Below are 19,742 nucleotides of genomic sequence, written 5' to 3' on the forward strand. Positions count from 1 at the left end.
AACCTCGTCGGTTCCTTCCACGAACCCTCCGCCGTCCTGGTGGACCTCGACGTGCTCGACACGTTACCGGCCGAGGAGATCTCCGCCGGATCCGCCGAGATCATCAAGGCCGGGTTCATCCGCGACCCGCGTATCCTCGACATCTACGAGACCGACCCGGCCGCCGCCGTCGACCCCCACGGATCACTGCCTGAACTCATCGAGCTGTCGGTGCAGGTCAAGGCCGACGTTGTCGGCCAGGATCTCCGGGAGTCTTCGCTGCGGGAGATCCTGAACTACGGGCACACCTACGGACACGCGGTCGAGCAGCACGAGAACTACCGCTGGCGTCACGGCCGGGCAGTGTCCGTAGGCATGGTCTACGAGGCAGAACTCGCCCACGCCGCCGGGCTCCTCGGGGCGGACGCCGTGGCCAGACACCGGCGGATCCTGACCTCCGTCGGCCTGCCCACCAGCTACCACGGTGCGTCCCTTGACGAACTGCTGGAGGTCATGGGCCGCGACAAGAAGAACCGCGACGGTCACCTGCGTATCGTCGTCCTGTCCGACCGCGACGGTCTGCCCTACGCCCCGGTCCGTCTCGAGGCGCCGGAGGCCTCCACACTGCAGGCCGCCTACGCGGCCACCCTCGAGGAGAGGTAGAAGAATGAGTGTCCTGGTCATCAACGGACCGAACCTCGACCGGCTCGGCAAGCGTCAGCCGGACATCTACGGCGCGACCACCCTCGCTGACATCGAGGCGGGGTTGAGGGCCCGCGCCGACGATCTCGGGGTGACGGTCCACTTCTTCCAGTCGAACTGCGAGGGTGAGATCCTCGACCGGCTCCACCGGGCCGCTGATGAGGGTGACGCGGTGATCATCAACGCCGGTGGTCTCACCCACACCTCGGTGGTTCTCAGGGATGCCCTGGCGGAGATCAGTGACGGTGCCGGTTATGTGGAGGTCCACATCTCGAATGTCCACGCCCGTGAGGAGTTCCGTCACCACAGCTATCTCTCGGCCGGTGCCGCCGGGGTCATCGTCGGTCTGGGGGCCTACGGCTACACCGCCGCACTGGAGTTCCTCGCGCAGCGGTGAGCCGGGCCGCCCGGGCACCGGTTCGTGGCGGGTCCCGCCGCGGAACCCGGCGTAGTCTCGGGGATCATGAACACACCTGTCGACTTCTCCTCCCGCCGCATGGCGGTCGCCCGCACCGTCGCCGCCGCGGGGCACAGGAACCTCCTGGTCAGTGACCTGAAGAACATCCGCTACCTCTCCGGTTTCACCGGCTCGAACGCTGCACTGCTGCTCGGTGCCGACGGCACCGGGACCATCGTCACCGACGGCCGCTACGACACACAGGTCCGTCAGCAGACGGCGTCCGCTCCAGGACTCGACATCCGGATCACACGAGACCTCTTCGGCGAACTCACGCGCGTCGCCGGTGAGGACGGTTACGCGGTCGAACCCGGGCTTCCGGTGGGGGAGGCCCGGGCACTGGGGGACCCGGAGATCCTCGTAGGCGCGGTGGAGTCCGCCCGTCTGGTGAAGGACGCCAGTGAGCTCGAGGCTCTCCGGGAGGCCGGCCGTCTCGCCGACACGGTCTTCACCGAGTTCCTCGCCCACGGCGGCATCCGTGAGGGCATCACCGAGATCGAGGCAGCTGCGGACCTGGAGCACCGGCTGCGGTCCGCCGGTGCCGACGGCCTGAGCTTCGATACGATCCTGGCTTCCGGGGTCAACGGTGCCAAACCGCACGCCGGCGTCTCCCGCGACGTCATCGTGCCGGGGTTGGTCACCGTCGACTTCGGCGTCTGGCTCGACGGTTACGCCTCCGACCAGACCCGCACCGTGTGCGTCGGGGAGCCGAATGCCCTGGCCCGTGAACTTTTCGAGATCGTCCACCGTTCGTTCCTGGCCGGGGTTGACGCGGTGGCACCGGGGGCGGGGCTGGTCGAGATCGACAGGACGTGCCGCGACGTGATCGACGCGGCCGGCTACGGGAGGTACTTCGTGCACTCCACCGGCCACGGTGTCGGGCTCGACGTCCACGAGGCGCCCTCGGCGTCGGTGCGGACAGATCCCGCCGAGACGCTGGCGGCGGGAGAGACCCTCACCATCGAACCGGGGGTGTATCTGCCGGGCAGGACGGGCCTGCGGATCGAGAACACCTACATCGTCACCGGTGACGGCGCGGAGTCGGTCAACCCGTCCACCACTGAGCTGCAGGTCGTCTGAGATCCGGCTGGGGCAGGTACGACCTCACCTGCTAGACTGTCAGGTCGATTACCTGTCCGACTTTCCTCTAGGGAGTACACACGTGGCAACCACCGCGGATTTCAAGAACGGTCTCGTGCTGAAGATCGACAACAAGCTGCAGCAGATCATCGAGTTCCAGCACGTCAAGCCCGGTAAGGGGCCGGCCTTCGTCCGCACCAAGCTCAAGGACGTCGTCTCTGGCAAGACCCTTGACAAGACCTTCAACGCCGGTGTGAAGGTGGAGACGGCCACCGTCGACCGTCGTGACATGGACTACCTGTACAACGACGGTGAGAACTACGTCGTCATGGACACCAAGACCTATGAGCAGTACGAGGTCCCGCAGGACAAGTTCGGGGACGCCGGTCGCTTCCTCAAAGATGGCATGAAGGTCCAGCTGTCCTTCCATGACGGTGACATCCTCTTCGCCGAGCTCCCGGTCTCCGTCGATCTCGTCATCGAGCACACCGACCCCGGACTGCAGGGTGACCGCTCCACCGGCGGCACCAAGCCCGCGACCCTGGAGACCGGTGCCGAGATCCAGGTGCCGCTGTTCCTCGAGACCGGTAACGTCGTCAAGATCGACACCCGCGACGGCTCCTACCTCTCCCGCGTCAACCAGTAGAGGCACTGATCACTACCGATGAGTGAGGAAAACAACCACCACCGCCACGGGGCCCGGTTCCGGGCCCGGCGGCGGACCGTGGACATGCTCTTCGAAGCGGAGTTCCGGGACGTCGACCCGGTCGGGATCGTCGAGGACCGGCGTAAGCTGTCACGTGACGAGGCGAGCCAGGTCGCCCCGGTCAACGCCTACACCGCGCGGATCGTCACCGGAGTCGCGGAGAATCTCGACGGCATCGACGCGTCCATTGCCGCGCACCTGTCCAGTGAGTGGACGTTGGAGCGCCTCCCGGCCGTCGACCGCGCCATGTTGCGTGTGAGCGCGTGGGAGCTGCTCCACAACTTCGACGAGGTGCCGGACAAGGTCGCCGTGGACGAGGGTATCGGTCTGGCCAAGGAATACGGCCACGACAAGACACCGGGGTACGTCCACGCCGTGCTCGACGGGATCTCCCGGTCCCGTCATCGCGCCGAGCAGGAGGCCGCCGACGCCGCCGCCCTGGCTGAGGCCGCTGCTGACGGGTCCGAGCGGGACGCCGCGACCGACGACATCATCACCGGTGCCGTCAGTGAGGACACCCGGGACTGAGTCCGCACCGACGCATTCCACCGAGGGTGGTCCCGGATTCCCGGGGCCACCCTCGCCGCGTCGGCGGGTGCATTCCACGTGCTACACTGGCCGACGGCACAAGGGCTCGGCGTGACGCTGACCCGACCACCTTTAACGATCCGTCCGGTGAGGCGGGAAAGGAGGTCACGATGAATATCATGGACGCCGACGACGTCGGCCGTACCATCGCACGCATCGCGCACCAGATCATCGAGAAAACGGCGCTCGACGCGCCCGGCGCAGACCGGGTGGTCCTGCTGGGGATACCGTCGGGGGGTGTCCCGTTGGCGGCGCGCCTCGCGACCCGTGTTCGTGAGTTCAGCGGTACGGAGGTCTTCCACGGTGCCCTCAACGTCACCCTCTACCGGGACGACCTGCGGACGTCCCCTCACCGGGCGCTGAAGCCCACCAGCGTCCCGCGCGAGGGCATCGACGGCGCCACCGTCATCCTCGTCGATGACGTTTTGTTCTCCGGGCGCACCATCCGCGCCGCCCTCGACGCCCTGCGTGACATCGGCCGGGCTCACAAGGTGCAGCTCGCGGTGCTGGTCGACCGCGGCCACCGTGACCTTCCGATCCGGGCGGACTACGTCGGCAAGAACATCCCCACCGCACTTGCCGAGGACGTGCAGGTGCAACTCACCGAGATCGACGGGACGGACGGCGTTCAGCTGTTCCGGGAAGGGGAGCGGGCATGAAGCACCTGTTGAGCATCGCCGACCTCACGGCCGAGGAGATCACCGGCCTGATGGATGAGGCGGACCGCTTCGCCGACTCACTGCGGGACCGGGAGGTCAAGAAACTGCCGACCCTGCGCGGGCGCACCGTGTTCACCCTCTTCTACGAGAACTCGACCCGGACACGTTCGAGCTTCGAGACCGCCGGAAAATGGATGAGCGCCGACGTCATCAACATCTCGGCGTCCTCGTCCTCGGTGAAGAAGGGTGAGTCGCTCAAGGACACGGCCCTGACCCTGCGCGCTGTCGGCGCCGACGCGATCATCATGCGCCACCCGTCCTCCGGCGCGGCGCGTCAGGTCGCCGACTGGGTCGGTCGGGGAACCGACGGCATCAGCGTCCTGAACGCCGGTGACGGTGCCCACGAGCATCCCACCCAGGCTCTGCTGGACGCGGTCACCCTGCGCAACCGCCTCGGGCGGATCGAGGGGGCTGAGGTCGTCATTGTCGGTGACCTGCTGCACTCCCGGGTGGCCCGGTCCAACGCCCTGCTGCTCACCGCCCTCGGCGCCGACGTCACTTTCGTCGCCCCGGCGACTCTGCAGGCCCCGGGCATGGAGCACTGGCTCAGTCCGAACGTGGGTACCGGTGCGTGCGGCTCCATCACCGTCACCGAGGACATGGACGCGGCGCTGGCCAAAGCAGACGCGGTGATGATGCTGCGCGTGCAGGCCGAGCGGATGAACGGCGGGTTCTTTCCGTCCCACCGCGAGTACGCGGCCCGCTACGGTCTGTCCGAGTCCCGCGCCGCCCGGCTCGCCGATCACGCGATCATCATGCACCCCGGCCCGATGCTGCGCGGCATGGAGATCAGTGACACGGTGGCGGACGCCCCGAACGCAGTCGTCCTCCAGCAGGTCACCGCCGGCGTCCATGTCCGCATGGCCGCCCTGTTCACGCTCCTCGTCGGAGCAGAAGGAAGTGTCGCAGAATGACCACCGCAGTGAATGGTTCCGAGGCCGCCACCTACCCGGCCACCGGCACGCTGCACGCTCCGGAGAGAGGGGAGACGCTGTTGCGCGGCGTCCTGGTGTACGGCGAGGGCGACCCCGCCGACGTCCTGGTCCGTGACGGTGTCATCGCCGGGATCACCGCCGCCGGTACCGCCACCCCTTCCGCTGACGCCGAGATCATCGACCTGCCCGGCCAGGTGCTGCTGCCCGGTCTGATCGACATGCACGTGCACCTGCGCGAGCCCGGCCGCGAGGACACCGAAACCATCGCCACGGGGTCCGCCGCCGCCGCCCGTGGCGGATTCACCGCGGTGTTCACGATGGCGAACACCGACCCGGTGACCGATAATCCGGCCATCGCCGAGATGGTGTGGATGAAGGGCCAGCAGATCAACCTCTGCGACGTCCACCCCGTCGGCTCGATCACCAGGGGGCTGGGTGGCAGGGACCTCACCGAGTTCGGCATGATGGCAGCCTCCGGGGCGAAGGTCAGGATGTTCTCCGACGACGGCAGGTGCGTCGCCGACCCGCAGCTCATGCGCCGCGCCGTCGAGTATTCCAGGGGTCTCGACGTCCTGCTCGCCCAGCACTGCGAGGAACCCCGCCTCACCGAGGGGGCGGTCGCCCACGAGGGTGAGACAGCCGCCCGTCTCGGCCTGCGCGGCTGGCCGCGGGTCGCCGAGGAGTCCATCGTCATCCGCGACGCACTGCTGGCCCGGGACTACGGTGGACGCACCCACATCTGCCACGCCTCCACCGAGGGCACCGTGGAGCTGCTGCGCTGGGCGAAGGACCACGGCATTCCGCTGACCGCCGAGGTCACCCCGCACCACCTGACCCTCACCGATGAGAAGCTGGAGACCTATGACGGCGTCTTCCGGGTCAATCCGCCGCTGCGCGAACACCGCGACACCCTCGCGCTGCGCGCTGCGCTGGTCGACGGCACCATCGACTGCGTCGCCACCGACCACGCGCCGCACGGTTCCGAGGAGAAGTGCTGCGAGTTCGATCGCGCCCGTCCCGGCATGCTCGGCCTGGAAACCTCGCTGGCACTCATCGCCCGGACGTTCATCACCGACGTCCCTGCGGGGGAGGACGCCCAGGACTGGCGCTTCGTCGCGAAGGTGATGTCGGAGCGTCCCGCCGAGATCCTCAAGCTCCCCGGCCAGGGGCGCCCGGTGGCGGTCGGCGAGCCGGCGAACCTCTGCGTGGTCGACACGCGGGCCTGCTGGGTCGCCCACGGTCACGAGCTGGCGTCCAAGGCGTCCAACACCCCCTACGAGGGGGAGACTTTGCCGGTGAAGGTCTCCACCACCCTGCTGCGCGGCAGGGTCACCTGTCGCGACGGTGAGGCGGTCACCGGCCGGGCGACCGGAGAAGTGAACGACTAGATGACTACTACGACAGAGAAGAGCAATTCCGTGAGTTCCACCCGAACCCCCGCGATCCTCGTGCTCGCCGACGGCCGCGTCTTCCGCGGCCGGGCTTTCGGCGCCCTGGGGACCACTCTCGGCGAGGCCGTGTTCACCACCGCGATGACCGGTTACCAGGAGACCATGACCGACCCCTCCTACCACCGCCAGATCGTCGTGGCCACCGCCCCGCAGATCGGCAACACCGGCTGGAACGACGAGGACGGCGAGTCCCACGGCGACCGTATCTGGGTCGCCGGCCTGGTCATCCGTGACCTCTCGCGTACCGTGTCCAACTGGCGCGCCGACCGCGCGTTGGCGGAGGAGATGGCGGAGCAGGGGATCATCGGCATCCAGGGCGTCGACACCCGGGCGATCGTCCGCCACCTGCGTGACCGGGGTTCGGTGAAGGCCGGCATCTTCTCCGGGGCGGACGCCGCCCGTCCGGTCGAGGAGCTCATCGACGTCGTCAACGGTCAGCCGTCGATGGCCGGTTCCGATCTCGCCGCCGAGGTCTCCACCGACGAGGTTTACGTCGTGGAGCCGGCGGGGGAGTACGAGGGCCGGGAGCCGCGGTTCACCGTCATCGCCTACGACATGGGCATCAAGACCAACACTCCGCGCAACTTCGCCGCCCGTGGTGTGCGTACCGTCGTGGTCCCGGCGAACTCCGCCGTCGAGCCGCTGCTCGCCGAGTATGACGCCGACGGTGTCTTCATCTCCAACGGACCCGGGGACCCCGCCACCGCCGACGCCATGGTCGCCCAGGTGCAGACCGTCCTGGAGAGGAGGATCCCGCTGTTCGGGATCTGCTTCGGCAACCAGATCCTCGGCCGTGCACTCGGTATGGACACCTACAAGCTGAAATTCGGTCACCGCGGCATCAACGTTCCGGTCATCAACCACGTCACCGGCGTCATCGACATCACCGCCCAGAACCACGGGTTCGCCCTCAAGGGCCGTGCCGGTGAACCCTTCGACACTCCCTACGGTACCGCCCAGGTCACGCACACCTGCCTCAACGACGACTGCGTCGAGGGTGTCGCCCTCGACAACGGTCTGGCCTTCTCCGTCCAGTACCACCCCGAGGCCGCCGCCGGCCCCCACGACGCCAACCCGCTGTTCGACCAGTTCATCGAGCTGATGGAAGGGAACAACTAAATGCCGAAGCGCACCGACCTCAACCACATCCTCGTCATCGGCTCCGGTCCGATCGTCATCGGTCAGGCCTGCGAGTTCGACTACTCCGGCACCCAGGCCTGCCGTGTCCTCAGGGAGGAGGGCCTGCGGGTCACCCTCATCAACTCCAACCCGGCCACCATCATGACCGACCCGGAGTTCGCCGACCACACCTACATCGAGCCGATCCAGCCCGAGTACATCGAGAAGATCTTCGCCGCCGAAGCAGCGGCCGGCCACAAGGTGGACGCCGTACTCGCCACCCTCGGTGGCCAGACCGCGCTGAACGCCGCGATCCAGCTCGACCGGCTCGGCATCCTCGAGAAGTTCGGTGTCGAACTGATCGGCGCCGACATCGACGCCATCGAGCGCGGCGAGGACCGGCAGAAGTTCAAGGACATCGTCGCCTCCATCGGCGGCCTGTCCGCCCGCTCCGCAGTGTGCCACGACATGGACGAGGTCCACGCCACCGTCGCCGAGCTGGGCCTGCCCGTCGTCGTCCGCCCGTCATTCACCATGGGTGGTCTCGGCTCCGGTCTCGCCTACACCTACGAGGACCTCGACCGGATCGCCGGTGGCGGCCTGGCGGCCTCCCCGGAAGCCAACGTCCTCATCGAGGAGTCCATCCTCGGGTGGAAGGAGTTCGAGCTCGAGCTCATGCGCGATTCCGCGGACAACGTCGTAGTCGTCTGTTCCATCGAGAACGTCGACGCCCTGGGCGTCCACACCGGTGATTCGATGACCGTCGCGCCGTCGATGACACTCACCGACCGTGAGTACCAGATCATGCGTGACCAGGGGCTGGCCATCCTGCGCGCCGTCGGCGTCGACACCGGCGGCTGCAACATCCAGTTCGCCATCAACCCGGATGACGGGCGGCTCATCACCATCGAGATGAACCCGCGTGTGTCCAGATCCTCGGCGCTGGCCTCCAAGGCCACCGGGTTCCCGATCGCCAAGATCGCCGCGAAGCTCGCCATCGGCTACACCCTCGACGAGATCACCAATGACATCACCGAGGTCACCCCGGCGGCCTTCGAACCGACGCTCGACTACGTCATCGTCAAGGCCCCGCGCTTCGCCTTCGAGAAGTTCCCCGGCTCCGACGACACGCTGACCACCACGATGAAGTCCGTCGGTGAGGCCATGGCAGTCTCCCGTAACTACATTTCCGCCCTGAACAAGGTGCTGCGTTCTTTGGAGACCAAGGCCGCCGGTTTCTGGACGATCTCCGACGAGCAGCTGGCAGGGGACCGTGCCACCGACCTCGCCGCCGTCCTGGACGACCTGGGACGTCCCACCGAGGGCAGGATGTACGACATGGAGCTCGCGCTGCGCCTCGGCGCCACCGTCGACCAGGTACACACCGCATCCAAGGGCGTCGACCCCTGGTTCCTCGAGGAGCTCAAGGCCCTCGTCGATTTCCGTCGGGAGCTGGAGGATGCCCCGGTCCTGTCCGAGGACCTGCTGCGCGAGGCCAAGTTCTTCGGCCTGTCCGACGCCCAGATCGCCACCGTCCGTCCCGAGCTCGCCGGCGAGGACGGGGTCCGGTCGCTGCGGTGGTCGCTGGGCATCCGACCGGTGTTCAAGACCGTCGACACCTGCGCCGCGGAGTTTGAGGCGAAGACCCCGTACCACTACTCCACCTACGAGCTGGACCCGGCCGCCGAGTCCGAGATCGCGCCGCAGACCGTCAAACCGAAGGTCCTCATCCTCGGCTCCGGCCCGAACCGCATCGGTCAGGGCATCGAGTTCGACTACTCCTGTGTCCACGCCGCACTCGAGCTGTCCCGGGTCGGTTACGAGACCGTCATGGTCAACTGCAACCCGGAGACCGTCTCCACGGACTACGACACCGCCGACCGCCTCTACTTCGAGCCGCTGACCTTCGAGGACGTCATGGAGGTGTACCACGCTGAGGCGCAGTCCGGTGAGGTTGCCGGGGTGATCGTCCAGCTCGGTGGGCAGACCCCGCTGGGTCTGGCGCAGCGTCTCGCCGATGCCGGTGTGCCGGTCATCGGCACCTCTCCGGAAGCCATCAACCTCGCCGAGGACCGTGGCGAGTTCGGCAAGGTCCTGGCCAGGGCGGACCTGCCGGCCCCCGCCTTCGGAACCGCCACGAGCTTTTTTTTTGATGATACGGCGACCACCGAGATCACCTCGGACCATCCGGTGCTCGTCGACCGCTTCCTCGACAACGCCATCGAGATCGACGTCGACGCGCTGTGCGACGGCGACGAAGTCTACCTGGCAGGCGTCATGGAGCATATCGAGGAGGCCGGTATCCACTCCGGTGACTCTGCCTGTTCACTTCCCCCGATGACGCTGGGGGAATCCGACATCGAGAAGGTCCGCCGCTCCACCGCGGCACTCGCCCACGGCATCGGTGTCAGGGGCCTGATGAACGTCCAGTACGCGCTCAAGGATGACGTGCTCTACGTCATCGAGGCGAATCCGCGGGCCTCCCGTACCGTGCCCTTCGTCTCCAAGGCCACCGGTGTGCCGCTGGCGAAGGCCGCATCGCGCATCATGACCGGGACCTCCATCCGCGAGCTCATCGCCGAGGGCATGATCCCCGGCGACCGTGACGGTGGTTCCCTGCCGCAGGGTCACCCCATCGCGGTGAAGGAGGCGGTGCTCCCGTTCAACCGGTTCCGGGATCCGGAGGGACGTGTGCTCGACAGTCTGCTGAGCCCGGAAATGAAGTCCACCGGTGAAGTCATGGGCCTCGACCACGACTTCGGCACCGCCTTCGCGAAGTCCCAGGAGGCAGCCTACGGCAAGCTGCCGACCACCGGCACCTGCTTCGTGTCCGTGGCCAACCGTGACAAGCGCACCATGATCCTGCCGATCCAGCGCCTGGCGTCCCTCGGTTTCGACCTGGTCGCCACCCGCGGTACCGCCCAGATGCTGCGCCGCAACGGCATCGGGTGCACCACGGTGGCCAAGCAGACGGAGGACCTGCCGGCCGGTTCCGATGAGCGTCGCATCGTCGATCTCATCTCCGGTGGCGAGATCGACATGATCCTCAACACCCCGGCCGGCAACGCCACCGCCCGTGACGACGGCTACGAGATCCGCTCCGCGGCCGTGAACAAGGGTGTGCCGTGCGTGACCACGGTCCAGGGCGCGATCGCCGCGGTGCAGGGTATCGAGGCGCTGAAGGATTCGGAGACCGGCGTCTGCGCGATCCAGGACGTCAAGCATGACCTTCGGTGACCGCTATCTCGGTCGGGCGGCGTCCCTGGGCAGGCTGTGCGTCGGCATGGACCCGCATGCCGGGATCCTGGAGGCCTGGGGCCTGCCCGTGGACACCACGGGACTGACGGAGTTCACGCGGATCTGTGTGGAGGCCTTCGCTGACACGGCGTGCGTCGTCAAACCGCAGATCGCGTTCTACGAGGCTTTCGGTTCCGCTGGTTTCGCTGTCCTGGAGCACGCCCTGGCCTCGTTCCGGACTGCGGGCACGCTGGTCATCGCCGACGCCAAGCGTGGCGACATCGGTTCCACCATGGCCGGGTACGCCACCGCCTGGCTCGGCGGGGACTCTCCACTGCGCTCGGACGCGGTGACCGTCTCCCCGTACCTCGGCCTGGGTTCACTGGACCCGGTGCTGGACGCGGCGGAGCGCACCGACGGAGGGGTCATCGTCCTTGCGGCGACCTCGAATCCGTCCGGCCCCCAGTTCCAACGGCTGGGCACCGGCGTGTCCGGCAGTGGACCGACCGTCGCCCAGACCGTCGTGGACCGGGTCGCCGAGCTCAATGCGCCGCACGTCGCCCGCGGCGGGGCCGGCAATGTCGGCGTCGTTGTCGGTGCGACGGTCACCGATCCGCCGGTCCTGGACAACATCGGTGGGATGATCCTCATGCCCGGTGTCGGCGCCCAGGGCGGCACCGCCGCCGACATCGCCCGTATCGCGGGGAAGGCGGCGAACCTCGCCAGCCCCAACATGTCGCGGTCGATCCTGTCCGCAGGTCCGGATATCGGTGCCCTGCGGTCCGCAGTGGCCGAATCGGCGGCGGATTACCCCCTCGTGGACTAGGGTCGGTCACGGGGTCGATCCGACGCCTCCACCTGGGGTGGTATTCGACAACCGCAGGTGGGGACGCTACACTTGGCCCGTTGTTTCACGGCGTCCCCCGCTGGTGACGGTCCTGAGAGGGACCTGCCCGCGGCCCGCCCGACCTGTCGTCACCGGACATCCGGTGGCTGACCGTGTTCCCCGATCCCGGGGGAAACACCCGACAGACATCATTCGACGAACTACGACATAACGGAGGAACCCGTGGCCCTTCCCCAGTTGACCCCGGAGCAGCGTGCAGAAGCCCTCAAGAAGGCTGCCGAGGCCCGTAAGGCCCGCGCCGAGCTGAAGGAACAGCTGAAGCGTGGCGGAACCAACCTCAAGGAGGTCCTCGCCAAGGCCGACACCGACCCGATCATCGGTAAGATGAAGGTCTCCGCCCTCCTCGAGGCTCTCCCCAAGGTCGGCAAGGTCAAGGCCCAGGAGATCATGACCGAGCTCGAGATCGCCCCGACCCGCCGTCTGCGTGGTCTCGGTGACCGTCAGCGTCGCGCCCTGCTGGAGCGCTTCGGCTACGAGGCGTAGGCCCCGTGACCTCAGACGCGACGGAACCCCGGCTGGTAGTTCTCGCGGGTCCTTCGGCGGTCGGTAAGTCGACTGTCGTCAAAGGGCTCCGCAAGGCCGTGCCGGACCTGTTCTTCAGCGTGTCGATGACCACCCGGGACCCCCGTCCTGGTGAGGTCGACGGCGTGGACTACCACTACGTCTCCAACGACCGCTTCCGGGACGCCATCGCGGCGGGCCGGATGCTCGAGTGGGCGGAGATCCACGGTGGACTGCAGTTGTCCGGTACCCCGCGGGGGCCGGTGGAGGAGGCTCTCGCTGCGGGGCGCCCCGTGCTGGTCGAGGTTGATCTCGCTGGTGCCCGCAACGTCAAACGGCTCCTTCCGGAGGCGGTGACGGTGTTCCTGGCTCCGCCGAGCTGGGATGACCTGGTCGCCCGTCTCACCGGCCGTGGCACCGAGTCTGACCAGGTCATCGCCCGTCGCCTGGAGACCGCCCGCGAGGAACTCGACTCCTCCGGTGAGTTCGACCGGGTCGTCGTCAACGATGATCTGGATGCCGCGGTGGGCGCCATCGCCGACATCCTGCTCGACCGGGAATAACAGACAGAAACCGCCGCGGCCCCCGGCCGCGGCATCAACGCCTAGCAATGAGGTGCGTAGTGGATACTCAGGACGTCAACGACAACTCGACGGTCTTCGACCCGCCGATCGGCATCACCAATCCGCCGATCGACGACCTTCTGACCAAGGTGTCCTCGAAGTACGCTCTGGTGATCTTCGCCGCCAAGCGCGCGCGTCAGATCAACAACTACTTCCAGAATGTGGGCGAGGGCGTCTTCGAGTTCGTCGGACCCCTCGTCGCACCGGAGAACAAGGAGAAGCCGCTGTCGATCGCACTGCGCGAGATCGACGCCGATCTCCTGGAGCACACCGAGGGCTGATCCCCTGACCGTGCCGCGTCCCCGTTGAAGGACGCCCATGACCGCCCGCCCTGCCGCACCAGGTAGGGCGGGCGGTTGTCGTCTCGTCCCGGGTGCTCGCAGGGCCTCTGCGGGCCTCTGCGGAGCGGGTGCGGTGCATCCCCACCCGGGCGTTCTGGGCTAGGCTGGTTGACCGTGAATGATTCCGTGAACAACTCTGCACCACCTGCATCACCGGGGGAGGGTGGTCTCCGGATCCTCGTGGGGGTCGGTGGCGGAATCGCCGCCTACAAGGCCTGCGCCCTCATCCGCGCCTTCACCAGGGGCGGGCACGAGGTCCACGTGATCCCCACGGAGTCCGCACTCCGCTTTGTCGGGGCGGCCACTTTCGAGGCGCTGTCCGGCAACCCGGTGTCCACCACCGTCTTCGACAGTGTCGACGAGGTGCGGCATGTCCGGCTCGGTCAGGAGGCGGACCTGGTCGTCATCGCCCCGGCCACTGCCGATCTGCTCGCCCGGCTGGCCCACGGCAGGGCGGATGACCTGCTCACCGCGAGCTGTCTCGTCGCCACCTGCCCGGTCGTCCTCGCCCCGGCGATGCACACCGAGATGTGGGCGCACCCGGCGACCCGCGAGAACGTGGAGGCGCTGCGGCGCCGGGGAACTGTGGTCCTCGACCCCGCCCACGGCCGTCTCACCGGCCCTGACTCCGGCCCGGGTCGACTGCCTGAGCCGGAGCACATCGCCTCGCTGGCACTGGCCTCCCGCGACCGTTTCGGGATCTTCCGGCGTTCCCTGACCGGCAGACGCATCCTCATCACCGCCGGTGGCACCCATGAGCCGCTGGACCCGGTGCGGTTCCTCGGCAACGCCTCGTCCGGACGCCAGGGGTTCGCACTTGCCGATGTCGCGGTGCAGCGGGGTGCCCGCGTCGAACTCGTCGCGGGGTACACCGACGATCTCCCGGAGCCGTCCGGGGCGCATGTCACCAGGGTGAGGACCGCCCGGGACATGCAGCGGGCGGTGGTGGAGCTGGCGGCTTCCTCCGACGCGGTCATCATGTCCGCGGCCGTCGCCGACTTCCGGCCGGCGGCGACCGCCGATGCGAAGCTGAAGAAAGGCGGTGACGCCGACCTGTCGACCCTCACCCTCGCCGAGAACCCGGACATCCTCCGGGGGCTTGTCGAGTCGCGCCGTACCGGGGAGCTGCCGGAGGAGCTCCTCATCGCCGGATTCGCCGCCGAGACCGGGGACCCCGGGCACACGCCACTGGAGCTGGCCCGGGCGAAGCTGGCGAGGAAGGGCTGTGACCTGCTGATGTGCAATGCAGTGGGGGAGGGACTCGTCTTCGGCCAGGACGCCAGCGCCGGCTGGCTCCTCACCCCCGGGGACCAGCCCGGGGCCGAGGAGGTCACCGAGGTGCCTTCGGCGTCGAAGCTCGTCGTCGCCTCCCACATTCTCGACGCCCTCGAGGAGCTCTTTGCCCCGGAGTGACGGCATGGTCGACCCGACCACCCCTCCGTAGACCGCTTGGTCTAATATTGTGTGAATTGTCTTATCCGACTCCCGACAGGAAGAGAACACCGAGTGTCTTTCCGCCTTTTCACCAGTGAGTCCGTGACTGAAGGTCACCCCGACAAGATCTGTGACGCGATCTCCGATACGATCCTCGACGCCCTGCTCGCCGAGGACCCCAGGTCCCACGTGGCCGTGGAGACGATGGTCACCACCGGCCAGGTGCATGTCGCCGGTGAGGTCCGTACCGACGCCTACGTCGAGATCCCCCAGCTGGTGCGCGACACCATCCGGTCGATCGGCTTCACCTCCTCGGAGGTCGGCTTCGACGGTTCCACCTGTGGCGTCAACGTCGCCATCGGTGAGCAGTCCCAGGAGATCGGTGACGGCGTCGACACCTCCCACGAGTACCGTAACGGTGTCGAGGGGGACGCCCGCGACGTCGACGACCAGGCGGGTGCAGGTGACCAGGGCCTCATGTTCGGTTACGCCACCGACGAGACCCCTGAGCTCATGCCGCTGCCCATCTCCACGGCGCACCGCCTGTCCCGTCGCCTCACCCAGGTGCGTAAGGAAGGCATCGTCCCGAACCTGCGTCCTGACGGCAAGACCCAGGTCACCTTCGCCTACGACGCCGACAACCGTCCGGTCCGCCTCGACACCGTCGTCATCTCCACCCAGCATGCCCCGGAGGCGACCCAGGAGTGGCTCGAGGAGCAGTTGCGCACCCTTGTCATCGACTGGGTCATCGCAGACGCCGACCTGGGTCGCTTCGTCACCGAGGACATCAAGGTCCTCATCAACCCGTCGGGTTCCTTCATCCTCGGTGGTCCGATGGGCGACGCCGGTCTCACCGGCCGCAAGATCATCGTCGACACCTACGGGGGAATGGCCCGCCACGGTGGCGGAGCCTTCTCCGGCAAGGATCCCAGCAAGGTCGACCGTTCCGCCGCCTACGCGATGCGCTGGGTCGCCAAGAACATCGTCGCCGCCGGTCTCGCCCACCGTGCCGAGGTCCAGGTGGCCTACGCCATCGGTAAGGCCCAGCCGGTCGGCCTCTACGTCGAGACCTTCGGCACCGCCGCCGAGGGCCAGACCGACGAGTCGATCCAGGCAGCCGTGCAGAAGGTCTTCGACCTCCGCCCCGCCGCGATCATCCGTGAGCTGGACCTGCTGCGCCCGATCTACGCGCAGACCGCCGCCTACGGCCATTTCGGCCGCACCGACGTCGACCTGCCGTGGGAGCACACCGACCGGGTCGACGATCTCAGGGCCGCCGCCGGCCGGTAGCCACCGTGGACCTGCCCGTCGCCCGGGTGCTGCCCCTGCTGGGGATGCCGCATCTCGACCGGCTCTTCGACTACTCGGTCCCCGAGGAGCTGGACACCACCGCCCGGCCCGGCGTCCGTGCCCGGGTCCGGTTCGCCGGCCGCCTGGTGGACGCCGTCGTCATCGAGCGGCGACGCGGCACCGACCACGAGGGCCGGCTGAGTGCGCTGCAGCGTGTCATCAGTCCGGAGGTCGTCGTGCCACCGGGACTGTGGAACCTGGTCAACCTGCTCGCCGACCGGTACGGCGGGGCCCGGTCAGATATCCTGCGTGCCGCGGTGCCCTCCCGGCACGCCAGCGCGGAGAAGGCCGGCCTGTTCGGCAACGGAGTGGACTGGCCCGGGCTCTACGGTGCGCTGGAACCGGTGGCGGATCTCACCGCGGGCGCCCGTGACGCGGCCCTGTCCGGCTGGGCCGCCTACCGGCACGCCGACAGTCTCCTGGAGGCCGTACTGGCCGGCCGCGTCGCCCGGGCGTCCTGGCTGTGGACACCGGGGGAGGACTGGGCCGCGCGTGTCGCGGAAATGGCGGCCACCGTCGCCTGGTCCGGGGGCGGGGTGCTGCTCATCGTGCCCGATCAACGTGACGTGGACCGGCTCACTGCGGCGTTGCGCCGGTTCTTGTCGGCGGCGCAGATCACCGAACTGACCGCCGCAGTCGGACCGGCCGCCCGCTACCGACGCTATCTCGCGGTTCTGGCAGGGCAGGGCAGAGTGGTCGTCGGCACCCGTTCGGCGGCCACCGTCCCGGTACCGGGACTGAGACTGGTCATGCTCACCGGCGAGGCCGATGACTCGCTCGTCGACCCCCGGGCCCCGTACCTCCATGCCCGCGACGTCCTGAAACTGCGGGCGGAGCAGGAGGGATTCGGCTTCATCGTCGGTGGCGCGCACCGTAGCGCCGAGGTCCAGCAGTGGGTCGAGGACGGGTTCTGCCCGACTCTGCGCGCCGACCCGGGCGTGCTGCGTGACCGGATGCCGTGGATCCACGCTCTCGACGACAATCATGACGCACACCAGTCCTTCACCCGTATCCCGACCGCCGGCTACAGGTCGATCCGCTCAGCGGCGGACCAGGGGTTACCCGCCCTGGTTCAGGTGCCGCGGCGGGGCTATGCGCCGCCGCTGGCCTGCCGGGACTGCCGGACGCCGGCGCGGTGCCGACGGTGCAACGGGCCACTGGAACTGCCGCCCGGTGACCGGGACACCGGCACCGCCGAACCCCGGTGCCGGTGGTGCGGCGCCACGGAGAGCCGGTTCACCTGCCAGAGTTGTGGCGGCCATGCGGTGCGGATGACCGTGATCGGCTCCGACCGCACCGCTGAGGAACTCGGTCGGGCGTTCCCCGGGGTGCCGGTGGTGGTCTCCGGGGGATCCCAGGTGAAGGACACTGTCCCGGCCGGGCCGCGCATCGTGGTGGCCACCCCGGGGGCGGAACCCGTCGCGGCGACCGGCTACGGTGCCGCGGTCCTGCTGGACCCGTGGCTCACCCTGGGCCGTGCCGACCTGCGGGCGTCCGAAAGCGCGCTGCGACAGTGGATGGAGGCGTCCTGCCTGGTGGTTCCGCGGTCACAGGGTGGCCAGGTGCTGCTCGTCGCCCGTACCGACCTGCCCGAGGCTCAGGCGCTGATCCGCTGGGACCCGGAGGGGGCTGCGGCTGACGAGCTGGAGCAGCGCCGTTCCGCCGGATTCCCGCCGGCCACCGTCCTCGTCGCCGTCGACGGCACCGCGGAGACCGTCCGTGAGCTCCAGGAGGTGCTCGTCGTCCCCGACGAACTCGACCTGGAGCTTCTCGGGCCTGTGGACCTGCCGCCGGGGGTACGGCCACCGGCCGGGCTCGGCGAGTCTGAACTGCACCTGGCACGCCGGCTGATCCTCCGGACCCCGCGACGGACCGCCGGCGGTGAGGACGCCGCGGTGCTGCTCGGCGCGGCACTGCGCGCCGCGAGATCCGTGCGGGCCACCCGGCGTCTCACCGGACCCCTGCGCGTCGTCATCGACCCGGTGCGGGTGGGATAGACTGGGCAGCCATGACTGCCCTTGACATCCGACTGTTCGGTGACCCGGTGCTGCGTACCGTCGCCGAGCCTGTCGACGACCCGACCGATCCCACCCTGCGCACCCTCGTCGAGGACATGTACGAGACGATGGACGCCGCCGGTGGTGTCGGTCTGGCCGCCAACCAGGTCGGCGTGACCAGGCGCGTCTTCGTCTACGACTGCCACGGCGACCGGGGCAACATCGTGAACCCGGTCTGGGAGGCAGTCGGCGAGGAGACCCAGACCGGCAGGGAGGGGTGCCTGTCGGTGCCGGACGCAGGTGGAGACGTCACCCGTGCCGAGACGGTCCACGTCACCGGCGTCACCGTCGACGGCGAGGAGGTGGACCGGGAGGTCACCGGACTGCTGGCCCGCTGCGTCCAGCACGAGACCGACCACCTCGACGGGGTGATGTACTTCCAGCGCATGGAACCGGCGGCGCGCCGCGAGGTCATGGCGGAGATCCGGGGAAGCGAGTGGTTCAACCGATGAGAATCCTGTTCGCCGGGACCCCCGAGCCCGCCGCCGTGACGTTGCAGTACCTGCTGGAGGAGTCCGGTCACGAGGTCGTCGCCGTGCTCACCCAGCCCGACGCGAAGCGGGGCCGGGGCCGCACCCTGCACCCCTCGAAGGTCGCCCAGGTGGCTGAGGCCGCCGAAGTCCCGGTGCACAAGTGGCCGTCACTCAAGGGGTCCGCGGAGGACGCGGCGGAGGTCCGTGAGGTCCTGCGCGGCTACGCCGCCGACGGCGTCGAGGCCGTGGCGGTGGTCGCCTACGGGCAGATCCTGCCGGCCGACGTTCTCGACATCTTCCGCCACGGCTGGATCAACCTGCACTTCTCCCTGCTGCCACGGTGGCGTGGCGCCGCGCCGGTGCAGGCAGCCATCGCCGCCGGCGACCGGTTCACCGGGGCGACGACCTTCCGTATCGTCCCGGAGCTGGACGCGGGTCCGGTCACCGGCACCGTCGAGGAACCGGTCGGTCTCACGGACACCGCCGACGACCTGCTCACCCGGCTGACCTACTCCGGGCGCGTGCTGCTGGCGGAGTCGCTGACCGGTCTGGGGTCCGGTGCCGTGACACCGGTGGCGCAGCCTGCGGAGGGGATGACCTACGCCGCGAAGATCACCACCGCTGATGCCGAGGTCGACTGGACCCGTCCGGCCGTGGAAATCCAGCGTGTTACCCGGGCGCACACACCGGCACCGGGACCGTGGACCACCTTGGGCGGTGAGCGCCACAAGCTTGGGCTCCTTCTGCCGGTCGACGGTGCGGAGGCGCCGGAGCTGACCGCCGGGGAGATCCTCGCGGAGAAGTCCCGCGTGCTCGTCGGGACCGGGGACGGCGTCCTCGAGATCACCGGGATCCAGCCGCCGGGCAAGAAGATGATGACGGCGGCGGACTGGGCACGCGGCCGCAGTGACCTGTTCGCCGACGGGCACGCGGCATTCGACGTGGTGGACACCACGACCGGCGATGAGGGAGAGAACTGATGGGTGGCTTCAGGTCACGGTCCGAGTCCGGACGCAGCGGCTCCGGCGACAACCCCGGCAACCCCGGCAACCGTAACGGTGGCCGCGGCGGTCAGCGCAACGG

19 protein-coding genes are annotated in these 19,742 nt (G+C 68.6%); all 19 read left to right on the top strand.

The window, feature by feature from the left end:
* A partial coding sequence (locus QZV72_RS13305) for a 3-dehydroquinate synthase (RefSeq protein ID WP_297009087.1) occupies positions 1-642 on the top strand: 642 nt, incomplete at its 5' end.
* Positions 643-646: 4 nt separating this feature from the next.
* Positions 647-1,078, top strand: a complete 432-nt coding sequence (gene aroQ, locus QZV72_RS13310) for a type II 3-dehydroquinate dehydratase (protein WP_297009089.1) — start codon at positions 647-649, stop codon at positions 1,076-1,078.
* Between the two features lie 66 nt (positions 1,079-1,144).
* Positions 1,145-2,218 carry a Xaa-Pro peptidase family protein gene (locus tag QZV72_RS13315; protein WP_297009091.1) on the top strand — a complete coding sequence of 358 codons (1,074 nt, stop codon included), beginning with the start codon at positions 1,145-1,147 and terminating at the stop codon, positions 2,216-2,218.
* A gap of 82 nt (positions 2,219-2,300) precedes the next feature.
* Positions 2,301-2,864 (top strand): elongation factor P, encoded by a 564-nt coding sequence (gene efp, locus QZV72_RS13320; RefSeq protein WP_297009093.1) that lies wholly within the window; start codon positions 2,301-2,303, stop codon positions 2,862-2,864.
* 18 nt (positions 2,865-2,882) lie between these two features.
* Positions 2,883-3,452, top strand: coding sequence for a transcription antitermination factor NusB (gene nusB, locus QZV72_RS13325; protein WP_297009095.1), 570 nt, complete (start codon positions 2,883-2,885; stop codon positions 3,450-3,452).
* 170 nt (positions 3,453-3,622) lie between these two features.
* On the top strand, positions 3,623-4,171 hold the full coding sequence (gene pyrR / locus QZV72_RS13330) for a bifunctional pyr operon transcriptional regulator/uracil phosphoribosyltransferase PyrR (protein ID WP_297009097.1): 549 nt from the start codon (positions 3,623-3,625) through the stop codon (positions 4,169-4,171).
* Positions 4,168-5,145, top strand: a complete 978-nt coding sequence (locus tag QZV72_RS13335) for an aspartate carbamoyltransferase catalytic subunit (RefSeq protein ID WP_297009099.1) — start codon at positions 4,168-4,170, stop codon at positions 5,143-5,145. Before pyrR ends, QZV72_RS13335 begins: the two co-directional genes overlap by 4 nt.
* Positions 5,142-6,554, top strand: a complete 1,413-nt coding sequence (locus QZV72_RS13340; RefSeq protein WP_297009101.1) for a dihydroorotase — start codon at positions 5,142-5,144, stop codon at positions 6,552-6,554. Before QZV72_RS13335 ends, QZV72_RS13340 begins: the two co-directional genes overlap by 4 nt.
* Positions 6,555-7,736 carry a glutamine-hydrolyzing carbamoyl-phosphate synthase small subunit gene (carA, locus tag QZV72_RS13345; protein ID WP_297009103.1) on the top strand — a complete coding sequence of 394 codons (1,182 nt, stop codon included), beginning with the start codon at positions 6,555-6,557 and terminating at the stop codon, positions 7,734-7,736.
* On the top strand, positions 7,737-10,973 hold the full coding sequence (carB, locus tag QZV72_RS13350; protein WP_297009105.1) for a carbamoyl-phosphate synthase large subunit: 3,237 nt from the start codon (positions 7,737-7,739) through the stop codon (positions 10,971-10,973).
* On the top strand, positions 10,960-11,799 hold the full coding sequence (gene pyrF, locus QZV72_RS13355; protein ID WP_297009107.1) for an orotidine-5'-phosphate decarboxylase: 840 nt from the start codon (positions 10,960-10,962) through the stop codon (positions 11,797-11,799). Before carB ends, pyrF begins: the two co-directional genes overlap by 14 nt.
* A gap of 243 nt (positions 11,800-12,042) precedes the next feature.
* Positions 12,043-12,363 (top strand): integration host factor, actinobacterial type, encoded by a 321-nt coding sequence (gene mihF, locus QZV72_RS13360; RefSeq protein ID WP_297009109.1) that lies wholly within the window; start codon positions 12,043-12,045, stop codon positions 12,361-12,363.
* 5 nt (positions 12,364-12,368) lie between these two features.
* Positions 12,369-12,944, top strand: a complete 576-nt coding sequence (gene gmk / locus QZV72_RS13365) for a guanylate kinase (RefSeq protein ID WP_297009112.1) — start codon at positions 12,369-12,371, stop codon at positions 12,942-12,944.
* Between the two features lie 59 nt (positions 12,945-13,003).
* Positions 13,004-13,285 (top strand): DNA-directed RNA polymerase subunit omega, encoded by a 282-nt coding sequence (gene rpoZ / locus QZV72_RS13370; RefSeq protein ID WP_297009113.1) that lies wholly within the window; start codon positions 13,004-13,006, stop codon positions 13,283-13,285.
* A 174-nt stretch (positions 13,286-13,459) separates the two neighbouring features.
* Positions 13,460-14,758 (top strand): bifunctional phosphopantothenoylcysteine decarboxylase/phosphopantothenate--cysteine ligase CoaBC, encoded by a 1,299-nt coding sequence (gene coaBC / locus QZV72_RS13375; protein ID WP_297009115.1) that lies wholly within the window; start codon positions 13,460-13,462, stop codon positions 14,756-14,758.
* A gap of 93 nt (positions 14,759-14,851) precedes the next feature.
* The gene (metK, locus tag QZV72_RS13380; RefSeq protein WP_297009116.1) at positions 14,852-16,069 is read left to right on the top strand and encodes a methionine adenosyltransferase; all 1,218 of its coding nucleotides are present in this window, start codon (positions 14,852-14,854) and stop codon (positions 16,067-16,069) included.
* A 5-nt stretch (positions 16,070-16,074) separates the two neighbouring features.
* Positions 16,075-18,126, top strand: coding sequence for a primosomal protein N' (locus tag QZV72_RS13385; protein WP_297009117.1), 2,052 nt, complete (start codon positions 16,075-16,077; stop codon positions 18,124-18,126).
* A gap of 11 nt (positions 18,127-18,137) precedes the next feature.
* Positions 18,138-18,638: a peptide deformylase gene (gene def / locus QZV72_RS13390; RefSeq protein WP_297009118.1), complete on the top strand. Its 501-nt coding sequence runs from the start codon at positions 18,138-18,140 to the stop codon at positions 18,636-18,638.
* A complete protein-coding gene (fmt, locus tag QZV72_RS13395) occupies positions 18,635-19,639 on the top strand; it encodes a methionyl-tRNA formyltransferase (protein ID WP_297009119.1) in 1,005 nt (334 codons plus the stop codon). Before def ends, fmt begins: the two co-directional genes overlap by 4 nt.
* Positions 19,640-19,742 lie beyond the last annotated feature (103 nt).

Origin of the sequence: uncultured Corynebacterium sp. (assembly GCF_902782855.1) — a bacterium.
In the GTDB taxonomy this organism is placed as follows: Bacteria; Actinomycetota; Actinomycetes; order Mycobacteriales; family Mycobacteriaceae; genus Corynebacterium.